Consider the following 12,531-nt stretch of genomic DNA (forward strand, 5'->3'; position numbering starts at 1 on the left):
GCAGCGACCGCCAGCCTCGGTGTGTGGCTGATGGAGCCGGTGAACCCGGGTGGGAAGACGGGCGCCCCGCCGGCCGCGCGTCCCACCAGCACGGACGGGGCACCGGCTCGCCGCAGGGCCGCCGCGGCGGCCCTGCGGCCGGCCAGATGCTGCTGACCGGGGCCGTACGGTGGGGCTGTTCGGACTACCTCGAGGAAGAGGCCGGACGATGTCAGTGGACTTCCTTCGATGTTCTGGCCGCCGTGGCCAGTGCTCCGCCGGACGGCCGGCCCGTGCGGGCGCAGATGTAGGCACCCAGCGACGCGATGCTGCGCAGGGTCTCCGGGGCGGTGGTGTCGTCCCACTCGCAGGCGAACTGCTCCTCCAGGACGGCCAGCAGGTCGATCAGCTCCTGCGAGGACACCCCGGACTCACGCAGGCCGTCGGTGTCCGCGATGTCCGCCACCAGGTCCTCGTCGCACACGACGGTGGCGAGCAACGCGCGGATGGTGTGCACGGTGGCGGCCTCAGACATCGCCCTCGGTGATCCTCGCGACGAACGCCGCCGTCTCGTGCTGGAAGCGGTCCGGATACTCCAGGAACGGCAGATGGCCCGCGCCCGGTACGACAACGGCCCGTGCGTCCGGCAGCAGCTTGACAAGTTCCTCGACCGCGCTCGGCCCGAGTGCGAAGTCGTCGTCCCCGACGAACAGTTGCACCGGCTGGTGCAACTGGGTGAGAAGCTGCGGGTCGGCCGGCGCGGCGAGGGATGCCTCCAGCCCCTGGCGGACCTCGTCGGGTGTGTTCAGGGAGAGGAAGCTCTGCTTGCGCCCGAGGAAGCCGACCGTGCCTGCCTTCTCTGCGGCCTTGTCCCCGGCGACCAGGGGGTACATCTGGTCGTACAGGGCGGCCAGCCCCACCCCGTCCAGGGCGGTGATCCACGACCGGACGATCCGCCGGTGCCGCCGCTCCCCCCACGGGCTCAGCGCGGGCCCCGCCAGTATGAGGCCGTGCACCCGGTCGGGGTGCGCGAGGGCGAAGTCCCGGGCCAGCAGTGCGGAGAACGACGTACCGACCAGAAATGCCCGCTCCACCCCGAGCCCGTCCAGCAGTCCCGCCAGATCGTCCACGTGGTCCTGCCAGACCACCTGCCCGCCGGTGCGCACCGAGGCGCCCTGGCCACGCAGGTCGTAGGCAATGAGCCGACAGCTCTCCTCCAGATCTGCGGTGTAGGCCCGCCAGGAGCTGCTGTCCATGAAGAAGTTGTTGAGCAGGACGACGTCGGGGCCGCTGCCCCTGGTCTCGTAGTGCAGTTCGACACCATCGGCGACCTTGACGAGGCCGCCTTTGGGGCTGCGTGAAAGCGTGGTCATCGCAGTTCCTCCGGGACGGCAGTGCCGACAATGAGCTGAGTGGTGGAATCGGGGACCTGCTGCGGCTCCGACGAGTCGAGCCCCGCCCGTCGCATCAGCTCCCGCATCTCCCCGGCCGTGTAGCTGCGCCCTGCCCCCCACAGCAGGACGGCGGAGAGATTGTGCAGGGTGCTGAACAGCGGTGCTGTGTGGTCTTCGCTGAGGAAGTGCCCGTGCACCAGGACCCGTCCCGTGTCTGGATCGCCGAGCGCGGCCGCGCCCCGGCGCAGCATGCTGATGACGACGTCTTCGGGTTCCTGGTGCAGCACGTTGCTGAACAGCACGGCGTCCGCGCCGGTTCCGAAGGCGTCGGTCCGGTAGTCGGTCACCTGCCCGGTGACCCGGTCCGCCAGCCCCGCGTGAGCGGCCGTCTCCGCCAGGACGGGCAGCACGTCCGCCAGGTCGAGGACGGTGGCACGCAGGTCCGGGTAGGCGGCGCAGAAGGCGAGGGAGTAGGTGCCGGCGCCACCGCCGACATCGACGAGATGCCGCGGATCCTTCAGGCCGGCGAGGCCGGGCAGTCCGGACGCGGTTCTGCGGGCGAATTCGTGCATGCCGAGGATGAAGTCGCGTTGTACGGCGCCGCCGGTGTCAGCCGGTGTCTGGCTGAGCCCGGTGCGGACGACCTCGGTCAACCGGGACCAGGGGCCCGCCCACTGGCCCATGGCGCGTACCCAGTGGGCCAGGCTCTCGGCCGATTCCGTCACGAGGAAGCGGGCGGCGCTGCGGCTGTTGGCGTAGGCGCCATCGGTCTTGGTGAGCAGACCGAGGGCCGTCCCGGCATCGAGGACACGTTCGGTGACCCCGGGGTCAGTGCCGCACCGCTCGGCGAGACGTGGTGCGCTCAGCGGTCCGTGGGCCAGGGTGTCGAAGACCCGCAGTTCGGCGAGCGTGAACAGACACTGCCCCTGCCACTGTCCGAAGGCGTGCCGGGTCAGGAGATTGAATGCCACATCCACTTGGCGGTGACTCCTAGGGTGCGGGTCGGCTCAGCCGACCAGGGACTGGACCACTGTGGCGGCGGTCGTGCGGGTGGTGACGCTCGCGCAGGACAGACCGCAGTACTGCGCCATCTCCGCGATCTCGCCGGTCGTCGTGACAGTGGGCACGGCGGAGCTGTACCGGGGTACCAGGTGTGGTTTGCCGCCCACTTCTGTGCGGCCGATGAACCGCGCGGGGCGCCCTGGTTGTTCGGTGGCGGCTGTGCGCAGCGCGCGGTGACGCCTGCCCGGCCAGCCGATCCGGTACACATCGGTGATCACCGTGTCGCCGGGGCCGGCCGCGATGACGGCGTCCTTGAACGCGGGATGGGCGCGGGACTCGGCGACGGGGACGAAGGCGGTGCCGACGCAGATCCCGTCGGCGCCCGCGGCGAAGGCCCGGTCGGCGTCCGCCCGTCCGCCGATGCCGCCCGCCGCAACGACAGCGATGTCGCGCAGTTCCTTGCGCACGGCCTCGATCAGGTCATCGCGGCCGCGCTGGCCGAGCAGATGGCCTCCGGCCTCTTCGCCCTGCACGATGACCAACTGGGTGTACTCGGCCGCGGCCCGTGCGTCCTCGACGGCGCCTACCTGCACCGCGCTGAGCCGCCCGGCATCCCGCACCCGGCGCAGCACGTCAGGTGCGGGCAGCCCGAAGAACGACAGATAGACGCGGTCGGGCGTGCCGGCGAGGATCTCCTCGACCTGTCGGCGGAGCTTCTCATCGCCGACGACTTCGGGGATGAGGTTGATGCCGACCGGGGCGCCCGTCAGGGTGAGCAGCTGGTCGAGCGCGGCGGCGAGGGCGGTTCCGTCGAGTTTGTATCCTCCGAAGCAGCCGGCCGCGCCGACGTTGGAGACCGCGGCGGCGAGTTCGGGCCCGGCCACTCCTCCCATCCCCGACTGCAGCAGCGGGTATCGGACGCCGAGTGCCTCGGCCGCGTTCACGTCAGTTCCCGTACGGCGTCCGCTGCCGCACCAGCGCTGCCATGTCGCTTCGCCAGTACATGCACCCATCGTTCCAGCCCGAAGGCGAGGCAGCTGGTGTGCGCGGCGGTGTCGTCGTCGAGCCGGAAGTCGCAGCGCTCGCCGAAGAAGTTGCGGTGGTAGTTGACGGACCCGATGGCGAGGCCGTCCACCACGAACTCCTCTTTGACCGGGAACAGCATCTGCATCCGGGCTCGGGAGCCGTTCCGGTCGAAGAACGGGTCGGTGGCCGTCTCGGTCGTCATCTTCAGGCCCAGCCGGTCCGCCAGGCTAAGGACGCGCTCCTTCGACCGGGTCAGATGCGCCTGGGCGCCCTCCGCCTGCCCGGCAAAGACGATCTCACGCATCGAGAAACCCAGCAGCCGGCGTAGCCCTTCGTAGTGGTCCTCGTTGCGAAAGCAGGTGGCGACCGTGGTGAACAGCGAGCCCCCGGCCGACAGGGTCGCACCGCGCAGCGCGAACCACACGCCGTAGCAGGCCGCCGAGGGGAGTTGGTAGCGGATCTCACGGAGCACCGGAGCGGGCAGCACGGTCACCGGACGGTCCACGCCCGCCAGTGCCTTCTCCAGTTGCTCGGGATCGGCCTGCGCAACCGCAAGGCCGAGGTGGGGGAAGTTGTCGTAGTAGTCGATGGCGTCCAGATCGGACGGCGTCATGAGGAACGGGTACCTCTGTTCCACTGCGCCGAGTTCGTCCGCCCAGGACAGCAGGTGTGCGTCAAGCGCACGCAGCAGGCCTAATTCGTCCGGACCCAGTACATCGAGACCCTGACCGCCGTCGTGGTTACCGTCCCTCATGTGCTCACCGCCGTGTCGAGGAAGCGCGCGCGTATCGTGCGCAGGGTCCGGAAGTCGTCCACGTCCAGCCCTTCGGGGTCGATGGGCCTGCCGCCGAGTTCCTCCAGCAGGAAGACGAAGTCGACGAAGGCGAGCGAGTCGATCGCCCTGCTGTCGATCAGATCGTCGTCCAGGCCCAAGGAGCCCACGTCGGGGTTGCGTTCGGTGATGAAGGACCGTACCTGGTCCAGGATGTCGCTCATGCGTGCGCCTCCGTGGGCGTGAGGCCGTTGCGGTCGAGGAACTTGCGCGTGCGGTTGAGGATCTGGTCGTGGGCCTGTGCACGCCCCGGGTCCGCCAGAAGGCGGCGGCGCAGCCCGAGGGGATCGGGGAGTCCGGCGTCACGGTAGACCGCCGGGTTGTAGAGGCTGCGGACGCTGTAGTCGAGGTAGTTGTCGAGGTAGCGGGCGAGTACGGGGACGTCCTGGGGCCGGTTCTCCTTCACCTGCTCCAGGAGCTGGGTGAAGATCTGCCGTCCGAATGCGACGTGCCGGCTCTCGTCCTGGTGGTGCACGCGGTTGAGTTCGCGGGCGATCTCCGGCAGGGCTTGGTCGGTGGCCATGTGGGCGTTGAAGTGGTCCACGATCTCTTCGAAGATCAGGATCCGGGCGAAGATGGCCAGTTCCTGGGCGCTCTCCCCCAGGTCCTCGGTCGCGTTCGAGCCGAGGACGGGCTGGGGCGGGTAGATCTTGTGTCCATAGCGCAGGCAGAACGTCGAGAAGAACCACATGTGCTCGTTCTCCTCACCGATGAAGTGGTGCAGGAACTCCGACGCCTGCTCGTACACGCGGGTGTGGATACGCAACACCACCTCGCTGAGCAGTTCCCGGATGCCGTGCACGTTGAGGCTGAAGAAGTGGACGGCCTCGTGCCGGGTCAGCGCCAGTTGCTGCTGGCGGGTCAGTTCGCCCCATGCTTGTGTACCGGCGAGCGTGACCAGGTCCTCGCTCATCCACGGCTTGTCCTCGGGCAGGGAGTCGGGCCAGTCGAAGATGGTGTAGGGGTTGTAGTAGCCCGACTCCGCCATGGCTTCCAGCCGGCTGAGGCTGAGGTTCACGGGACTGATGCTGGTGGTCGCCATCGGCGGTTCCTTTCCTCGGGCGAACAGCGGTGCGTGGACCGTCGGGTATGGGGACGGCTGGCTCCGGGGTGGGGGTCACTGCTCCATGGCGGACAGCCACGCGGTGAACTCCGACGCGGTGAGGATGAGCGCGCCCATGCCGGCGCATTCCTCCATCCCCTGCGGGTAGGAACGGGAGATGGCGTCGGAGACGGCCACCACGTGGAAGTCCCGCTCGCTGGCCTCGTACATCGTGGTGCGCGGGCAGTTGGGGAAGTTGGCCCCGATCACCGCGACCGTGTCGACGTCCAGAGCCCGCAGGTGGTCAGCGAGCGGAGTCTCGTAGAAGGCACCCCATCGGGGTTTGTACATCAGCCACTCGGCGTCGCCGACCGGCTGGAGCTTGCCCGCCAGTAGCGCAGCGTGGTCCAGCTCGACGGGACCGGGCGCGAGTTCTTCGCGCAGCTGGCTGCCCTCGGTGCCGGGCAGCACGATCCGTGCACCGGCGGCGAGAACGGCCCGGCGGGAGAGTTCAGCATTGGAGCCGTCCGGCTCGTACAGCCGCACTACGTGGATCACGGGCAGCCCACGGGAGCGATAGGCGGCGACGAGGTCGGCCATGACGGGGATCAGTTCGTCAGTGCCGGGGATGGCGTGCGGCGACTCGGACCTGGTGAAGTCGTTCTGGACATCGATGGTAAGCAGGGCGCTGGTGCGGGGGTTCGGGCGCTCAGACACAGGACGTGTTTCCTCGTGGCCTCTGTTGTTGGCTAGGTCCTCATCGTGGTTCGGGCCCTGGGCGGGGTCCAACAGCAGCTTGCTATCCGACGCAGAAGCGTTGGTTATGTGCCCTCGTCAGCTGGCCTGTGGCGGGGAGAGCGTGGGGCAACCCAGGGGAAATCTGGAACGTGGGGTTCCTATTCTCGTCTGGTGGCAACTGAGGAAATTCCTCAGTTGCCCCTCCTTGCCCGCCTCTCGCCGTGACAGCGAATCCGGCTACGCTCACCCCTCATCCGATTCGGATGTCGACCGCTTGGTGCGCCTCTCTCTTCTTCCTTGCTCGCCGCCTCGCCTCCGGCTGGGGTGTTCGCCGAGCGTGCCCGAAACCACCTGCACGAGCCGAAGGGAACCCGTATGCCTGAAACCATCCGCCCACAGGAGACCGCCGCCTCGGACGACGCGCGAGCACGCAACCGGGCCATCGTCGAGCAGTACATGAACACCACTGGCCAGGACCGGCTCAGGCGTCATCTGCTGTTCGCCGAGGACGGCGTCGGCGGGCTGTGGACGAGTGACCAGGGCGAGCCGATCGCCATCCGGGGACGTGACCGCCTGGCAGAGCATGCCCGCTGGTCGCTGCGCTGCTTCCCCGACTGGCGCTGGTACAACATCGAGGTATTCGAAACCCAGGACCCGGACCGTTTCTGGGTGGAGTGCGACGGCGCCGGGAAAATTGTCTATTCCGGATATCCGGAAGGCTTCTACACCAATCACTTCATTCATTCGTTCCAGTTCGAGAACGGGAAGATCAAGCTGCAGCGTGAATTCATGAACCCTTGTGAGCAGTTCCGCGCTCTGGGCATCCCGGTCCCCGAAATCAAACGCGTCGGCATACCCACCTGACGGATCCGCTCGGCGCGCGGACCGGCGCGCCCCGTTCCGGGAGGAACACTCCAGCGTGAACGAGAACACAGCCACGCGTGTCCAGCGGTCCAAGGCCCTCCAGCAGCCGGAATGGCCCGACCTCGCCGTGGTCAGCCGTGTCCGGCAGGCCTTGGCCGGCCGCCCTGCACTGGTGCGCCCTGAGGACCTCACTGCCCTGCGCCACCTGCTGGCGGAGGTGGCCCAGGGCCGGGCACAGATCGTCCAGGCCGGCGACTGCGCTGAAGATCCTGCGCAGTGCACCGCGCACCATGTGCGCCGAAAGTCATCCCTCATCGACGCTCTCGCCCGTGCCATGGCTGAGGGCACGGGCCAGCCCGTCGTCCGGGTCGGGCGGCTCGGCGGCCAGTTCGCCAAACCCCGCTCGGGCACCGTCGAGGTGGTAGAGGACCGGGCGCTGCCGGTATACCGCGGCCACCTCGTCAACGGTCCTGATCCGACTCCCGAGGCGCGCCGCCCCGATCCGTCGCGCATACTCTCCTGCCACACGGCAGCCACCGCCGTCATGGCCGAGCTGGACCGGGGCAGCCCGGAACCGCACCGGCGGCTGTGGACCAGCCACGAGGCCCTGCTGCTCGACTACGAACTCCCCTTGCTGCGCCAGCTGCCGGACGGGCGTCACTATCTCGGTTCCACCCATTGGCCGTGGATCGGAGAGCGCACCCGGCAGCCGGACGGGGCCCATGTGGAGCTGCTGTCGTCGGTAGTCAATCCGGTGGCCTGTAAGGTCGGCCCGGACGCGGAACCGTACGACCTCATCGAACTGTGCACACGTCTGGACCCGGACCGAGTGCCCGGACGGCTCACCTTGATCGCCCGTCTCGGCGCGGACACCGTCCGTACAGTGCTGACACGTCTGGTGCAGGCCGTGCGCGCCGCCGGCCATCCGGTGATCTGGCTGTGCGATCCGTTGCACGGCAACACGGTCACCGGTCCCGCCGGGCGCAAGACGCGGCTGGTCAGTGCCGTGGAGCGCGAGGTCACCGGGTTCCGGGAGACCGTCCAGGCGGCAGGCGGCACCGCCGGTGGGCTGCACCTTGAGACGACCCCCGACGACGTCCGCGAATGCGTCGACGACCTGCGCGACGCCTTCGACGCCCCGCAGTCCAGCCTGTGTGATCCAAGGCTCAACGCCAGCCAGGCACATCGCGTCGTGGCGGCCTGGACGGCGCACCGCTGACGGTCTCGCCGACGATGTGGAAAGGAAGAGCGACCCCGATGACCGCACTGCCGTCCATCACCCTGTATCGGCTGCCCACCAAGGACGATCTGCCGCCCGCCGCTGTCCCGTGGCTGCCGGACGCCCGCCGTGCCCTGTTGCTCATCCACGACATGCAGCAGTACTTCCTCGCACCGTTCCCCGAGCAGATGCGGACTGAACTCGTGGACCGCACTGCCCAGTTACGGGAACGCTGTGCCCGACTCGGGATACCGGTCGCATACACCGCGCAACCGGGCCGGATGAGCGACGTCGACCGTGGACTTCTGCGGGACTTCTGGGGACCGGGCATGCGTGCCGACCAGGAGGACCGCGCGGTGGCGGCCGAACTCGCCCCGGCACAAGGTGACCTGGTGCTCACCAAGTGGCGCTACAGCGCCTTCTTCCGCTCGCCCCTGCTGGAACGGATGCAGGAATGGGGCCGAGACCAGATCCTGCTGTGCGGGGTCTATGCGCACGTCGGGATCGCCGCCACGGCGCTGGACGCCTTCACCCATGACATCCAGCCGTTCCTGGTCGCCGACGCGGTCGGCGACTTTACCGAGGAGCACCACCGGCAGGCGCTGTCGTACACGGCCGAGAACACCGGCCGTGTACTGCTCGCTGAGCAGGTGTTCGCATGAGCACGCGCACTCTAGACCAGCTTGACCGCATCCTGGCCGGCGCCGAGGAAGCGTACGCGCTGCTGTACCGACGGCAGCACCCGGGGGCGGACACCGTCGACGTTCTGACCGGCGAGGTGTCCCTGCCCAGGACTCTGGCCGAGATACCGTTCGACGACGCCCGGTCCGCCGAACCGGCGGGCCCGGCCCACGACACAGTGGTACTGGTGCCTTACCGCCAGCTCGCCGAACGCGGTTTCGCGGCCCCGGACGACGGCGTGCCGCTCGTCGCGCTGAACGTCTCCGCACAATCGGCGCTGCCCGTCTCCGAGCTGCTTGACCGGCTGCCCGACGTGCCGACCCCACTCAGCGGCGGCGGCTTCGACCTCGACGACGAGGAGTACGCGCGCAAGGTGGGCCAAGTCATCCGTGACGAGATCGGCAGCGGAGCCGGCGCCAATTTCGTGCTACGACGCACGTACACAGCGGACATCGGCGGCTACTCGCCGCTCAGCGCCCTCTCCTTGTTCCGCAGGCTGCTGCTTCGCGAGCGCGGCGTCTACTGGACATTCCTCGTGCACGCGGCCGGGCACACCCTGGTCGGGGCGAGTCCGGAACGGCATGTGTCCTTCGACGGCGCCACGGCGGTGATGAACCCGATCAGCGGCACCTACCGTTACTCGGCGACCGGACCGACGCTGCAAGGGGTGACAAAGTTCCTTGCGGACCGCAAGGAGACCGACGAGCTGTACATGGTGCTCGATGAGGAACTGAAGATGATGGGGCGCATCTGCAAGGGCGGCGGCCGAGTCACCGGCCCGTACCTGAAAGAGATGGCCCACCTCGCCCACACCGAATATCTCATCGAGGGCCGCAGTGACCGGGATGTGCGGGAGATTCTGCGCGAGACGCTGTTCGCCCCGACTGTCACCGGCAGCCCGCTGCAGAGCGCGGCACAGGTCATCGCACGCTACGAACCCGAAGGGCGCGGCTATTACGCGGGCGTCGCGGCACTGATCGGGCGGAACACCGCTGGGCAACGCACCCTGGATTCGACGATCCTGCTGCGGACCGCCCATCTCGACACCACCGGGCGGGTGAGCATCCCGGTGGGCGCCACGGTGGTGCGCCACTCTGCCCCGGCCACCGAGGCCGCAGAGACCCGGGCCAAGGCCGCCGGCCTGCTCGCAGCGCTCCAGGCCCCAGACGAGAACCCTGCCTTCGCCGCGCACCCTGAGGTCCGTGCCCTACTCACCCAGCGCAACGAGGGCCTTTCGGGCTTCTGGCTCGGCCAGGAGCCCGAGCCCGTCGACGGCCGCTCGCCAGGTGTTGACCTGGCCGGGCTGTCCCTGCTCGTCGTTGATGCCGAGGACAACTTCACCGCCATGTTGGGCCACCAGCTGCGCTCACTGGGCGCCGAGGTCGACGTACGGCGTCACGACGATTTCCATGCCCATGCCGGGTACGACGTGGTGCTGCTTGGCCCTGGCCCCGGTGATCCGACGGCCACCGACGACCCGCGCATCAACCAGTTGCGCTCGGAGGTGGACGCTCTGCTGGAACGCAGAGCGCCTCTTGTAGCCGTATGCCTGAGTCACCAACTGCTCAGTGCCCGGCTCGGCTTCCAGCTGCACCGCAGGGCCCGGCCCCATCAGGGAGTGCAACACCAGATCGACCTGTTCGGTACGGCGGAACGGGTCGGGTTCTACAACTCGTTCGCCGCCCTCAGCGAGGACAGCAAGCGCGATGTGCCCGGCGTGGGCCCGGTAGCGGTGAGCAGGGACGAGAACACCGGCGAGGTGCACGCCTTGCGCGGCCCGCACTTCGTCTCCATGCAGTTCCACGCGGAGTCCGTGCTCACCGTCAATGGCCCCCGGATCCTCGCAGCAGCGGTACGGGGGGTGGCGAGCCGGTGAGGATCGACATCTGCTGGTGGGACCTGGAGGGTACCGGGCAGACCATCGACTCCCTCATCACTCACCTGTCGGAGCATGTCGTCGACGCCTGGCGCGAGGTGCCCGGCCTGCGACTGAAGTACTGGCTGGCCGACCGCGAGCACAACCGCTGGGGGGCCGTGATGCTCTGGGAGGCTGACGACCGGCCGGGCGTGAGCCTCCTGCCGCCCAACCAGGCAGCGCTCTTGATCGGCTGCCCTCCGGCCGTACGCGAGCGCTTCACCGTCGCAGCCGCGGCGGAGGGAGGTCCCTCCGTCCCCCAAACCACTGATCAGTCCGCGGAAGGGAAGTGACAGTGCACCGTTATATGGTCGTGGATGCCTTCAGCACCGAACCCCTGCGTGGCAATCCCGTGGCGGTTTTCTTCGACTGTGCCGACCTTTCGGCAGATCAGATGCAGCGGATCGCACGGGAGATGAACCTGTCCGAGTCGACGTTCGTTCTCCCAGCTGAAGCTGACGGCGATGTCCGTGTGCGTGTCTTCACGCCCGTCAACGAGCTGCCGTTCGCGGGACATCCGCTGCTCGGCACGGCCATCGCGCTCGGCCGCGAGCGGTTGAGGATCGAGACCGCGATGGGGGTCATCCCCTTCGAGTTGACCGACGAAGGCGGCTGCGTCCGCGCCGACATGCGTCAGCCGGTGCCCACGTGGCAGCCCTACGCCCACAGGGACGAAGTCCTGGCCGCGCTCGGGGTTCGCTCCTGCGCGCTTCCCGTGGAGATCTACCACAACGGCCCCCGCCATTTGCTGGTCGGCCTGGAGAGCGTGGCTGAGTTGTCCGCGCTCCGCCCGGACCACCGGGCTCTGTCCCGGTTCCCCGACATGGCCGCCAACTGCTTGGCGGGCAGCGGCACTTCGTGGCGCAGCCGGATGTTCTCGCCCGCCTACGGCGTCGTCGAGGACGCGGCCACCGGTTCCGCCGCGGGCCCGATAGCCATCCACTTGGCCCGTCATGCTCTGGTTCCTTATGGCAAGGACGTCACGATCCAGCAAGGCGTGGAGATGGGCCGCCCCTCGCTCATGTACGCGATGGCCGAGGGCAGCGGGGAACGGGTCTCCTCCGTGCGGGTTGGCGGGCACGGCGTGATCGTGGCCGACGGCACCCTCCGGATCTAGACTCGATCGTCGTCCGCGCTCTGTCGTCGCCCCGCCCAGCACCCGATCTGTACAGCAGAGGAGCCGCGATGGCCGGCAGCAGCAAGTTCGAAACCCTGACCGCCGGGACCCATGTCCCCTTCCCTGAGTACGAGGAGCCACCGCACGAGCCGATACCACTGGTGCGGCATTGGCTCACCGAGGCCGAGCGGCTCGGTGTGCGGGAGCCTAAAGCGCTCGCTCTGGCCACTGCGGACCTGGCAGGACGGGCTTCAAATCGCATCGTCGCCATAACTCGCATCACCGACGAGGGAATCGAATTCACCAGCCACACAACTAGCCAGAAGGGCCGGGAGATAGCCGCCACCGGCTGGGCGTCAGGAGTGCTGTACTGGCGCGAGACTGGTCAGCAGATTGTGCTGTCCGGGCCTGTCACCGCACTGCCAGAGGACGTCTGCGACGCCCTGTGGGCAGCGCGGCCCACACCGTTGCACGCCATGTCGACGGCGTCAGAACAAAGTGCCCAGCTCGATGACGTGACGACGTTACGCAAGCGCGCCGAAGCACTGGAGTCCCTGGGCGTCCCGCTGCGCCGACCCGCCAGGTTCGTCGGCTATCTGCTGTCCATCGCGGCGGTGGAGTTCTGGTCCGCCAGCCCCGATCGGCTGCATCGCCGTCTGCGCTACGACCGGTCGGCAGACGGCTGGCGGACCAGCCGACTGCAGCCTTGAGACGGCTGACCG

16 protein-coding genes and 1 pseudogene are annotated in these 12,531 nt (G+C 68.5%); 7 read left to right on the forward strand and 10 right to left on the reverse strand.

Annotated elements, in window-relative coordinates; translation table 11 throughout:
- Window positions 1–8 precede the first annotated feature (8 nt).
- From ACIQVL_RS47120 to ACIQVL_RS47160, 9 genes and pseudogenes are all read right to left on the reverse strand, one after another.
- Window positions 9–284 (reverse strand): annotated as a pseudogene (locus tag ACIQVL_RS47120) (hypothetical protein); the annotation flags it as partial.
- Entirely contained in the window at window positions 212–514 is a 303-nt protein-coding gene (locus ACIQVL_RS47125) for a phosphopantetheine-binding protein (protein WP_403478658.1), read from the reverse strand. The pseudogene ACIQVL_RS47120 and the gene ACIQVL_RS47125, both read right to left, overlap by 73 nt.
- The gene (locus ACIQVL_RS47130) at window positions 507–1,352 is read right to left on the reverse strand and encodes an alpha/beta fold hydrolase (protein WP_403478659.1); all 846 of its coding nucleotides are present in this window, start codon (window positions 1,350–1,352) and stop codon (window positions 507–509) included. The genes ACIQVL_RS47125 and ACIQVL_RS47130 overlap by 8 nt, the downstream gene beginning before the upstream one ends.
- Window positions 1,349–2,350, reverse strand: coding sequence for a methyltransferase (locus tag ACIQVL_RS47135; protein WP_403478660.1), 1,002 nt, complete (start codon window positions 2,348–2,350; stop codon window positions 1,349–1,351). The genes ACIQVL_RS47130 and ACIQVL_RS47135 overlap by 4 nt, the downstream gene beginning before the upstream one ends.
- Window positions 2,351–2,380: 30 nt before the next feature.
- Entirely contained in the window at window positions 2,381–3,319 is a 939-nt protein-coding gene (locus ACIQVL_RS47140) for a nitronate monooxygenase (protein WP_403478661.1), read from the reverse strand.
- Window positions 3,316–4,155 (reverse strand): hypothetical protein, encoded by an 840-nt coding sequence (locus tag ACIQVL_RS47145; RefSeq protein ID WP_403478662.1) that lies wholly within the window; start codon window positions 4,153–4,155, stop codon window positions 3,316–3,318. Before ACIQVL_RS47145 ends, ACIQVL_RS47140 begins: the two co-directional genes overlap by 4 nt.
- Window positions 4,152–4,397, reverse strand: a complete 246-nt coding sequence (locus ACIQVL_RS47150; protein ID WP_403478663.1) for an acyl carrier protein — start codon at window positions 4,395–4,397, stop codon at window positions 4,152–4,154. Before ACIQVL_RS47150 ends, ACIQVL_RS47145 begins: the two co-directional genes overlap by 4 nt.
- The gene (locus tag ACIQVL_RS47155) at window positions 4,394–5,275 is read right to left on the reverse strand and encodes a diiron oxygenase (protein WP_403478664.1); all 882 of its coding nucleotides are present in this window, start codon (window positions 5,273–5,275) and stop codon (window positions 4,394–4,396) included. The genes ACIQVL_RS47150 and ACIQVL_RS47155 overlap by 4 nt, the downstream gene beginning before the upstream one ends.
- 75 nt (window positions 5,276–5,350) lie before the next feature.
- Window positions 5,351–5,992: a cysteine hydrolase family protein gene (locus tag ACIQVL_RS47160; RefSeq protein WP_403478665.1), complete on the reverse strand. Its 642-nt coding sequence runs from the start codon at window positions 5,990–5,992 to the stop codon at window positions 5,351–5,353.
- A 396-nt stretch (window positions 5,993–6,388) separates the two neighbouring features.
- Here ACIQVL_RS47160 and ACIQVL_RS47165 point away from each other — a divergent pair, with 396 nt between their 5' ends.
- Genes ACIQVL_RS47165 through ACIQVL_RS47175 form a run of 3 tightly spaced genes read left to right on the forward strand, consistent with a single transcriptional unit; the run spans window position 6,389 to window position 8,758 of the window.
- A complete protein-coding gene (locus ACIQVL_RS47165; RefSeq protein ID WP_403478666.1) occupies window positions 6,389–6,877 on the forward strand; it encodes a PhzA/PhzB family protein in 489 nt (162 codons plus the stop codon).
- A gap of 55 nt (window positions 6,878–6,932) precedes the next feature.
- Window positions 6,933–8,096 carry a 3-deoxy-7-phosphoheptulonate synthase gene (locus ACIQVL_RS47170; protein ID WP_403478667.1) on the forward strand — a complete coding sequence of 388 codons (1,164 nt, stop codon included), beginning with the start codon at window positions 6,933–6,935 and terminating at the stop codon, window positions 8,094–8,096.
- Between the two features lie 38 nt (window positions 8,097–8,134).
- The gene (locus ACIQVL_RS47175) at window positions 8,135–8,758 is read left to right on the forward strand and encodes an isochorismatase family protein (RefSeq protein ID WP_403478668.1); all 624 of its coding nucleotides are present in this window, start codon (window positions 8,135–8,137) and stop codon (window positions 8,756–8,758) included.
- Between the two features lie 11 nt (window positions 8,759–8,769).
- Here the strand turns inward: ACIQVL_RS47175 and ACIQVL_RS47180 are convergent, their stop codons facing one another.
- Window positions 8,770–8,949, reverse strand: a complete 180-nt coding sequence (locus ACIQVL_RS47180; RefSeq protein ID WP_403478669.1) for a hypothetical protein — start codon at window positions 8,947–8,949, stop codon at window positions 8,770–8,772.
- A 15-nt stretch (window positions 8,950–8,964) separates the two neighbouring features.
- On the opposite strand from ACIQVL_RS47180, the gene ACIQVL_RS47185 reads away from it, so the two are divergent.
- The 4 genes from ACIQVL_RS47185 (at window position 8,965) to phzG (ending at window position 12,519) form a co-directional block, all read left to right on the forward strand.
- Window positions 8,965–10,653 carry an anthranilate synthase family protein gene (locus ACIQVL_RS47185; protein ID WP_403478670.1) on the forward strand — a complete coding sequence of 563 codons (1,689 nt, stop codon included), beginning with the start codon at window positions 8,965–8,967 and terminating at the stop codon, window positions 10,651–10,653.
- Window positions 10,650–10,985, forward strand: coding sequence for a hypothetical protein (locus tag ACIQVL_RS47190; RefSeq protein WP_403478671.1), 336 nt, complete (start codon window positions 10,650–10,652; stop codon window positions 10,983–10,985). The genes ACIQVL_RS47185 and ACIQVL_RS47190 overlap by 4 nt, the downstream gene beginning before the upstream one ends.
- Window positions 10,986–10,999: 14 nt before the next feature.
- The gene (locus ACIQVL_RS47195; RefSeq protein ID WP_403478672.1) at window positions 11,000–11,809 is read left to right on the forward strand and encodes a PhzF family phenazine biosynthesis protein; all 810 of its coding nucleotides are present in this window, start codon (window positions 11,000–11,002) and stop codon (window positions 11,807–11,809) included.
- A 68-nt stretch (window positions 11,810–11,877) separates the two neighbouring features.
- On the forward strand, window positions 11,878–12,519 hold the full coding sequence (phzG, locus tag ACIQVL_RS47200; protein ID WP_403478673.1) for a phenazine biosynthesis FMN-dependent oxidase PhzG: 642 nt from the start codon (window positions 11,878–11,880) through the stop codon (window positions 12,517–12,519).
- Window positions 12,520–12,531: the final 12 nt, after the last annotated feature.

Origin of the sequence: Streptomyces sp. NPDC090499, assembly GCF_044769305.1 — a bacterium.
Classification (GTDB): domain Bacteria; phylum Actinomycetota; class Actinomycetes; order Streptomycetales; family Streptomycetaceae; genus Streptomyces.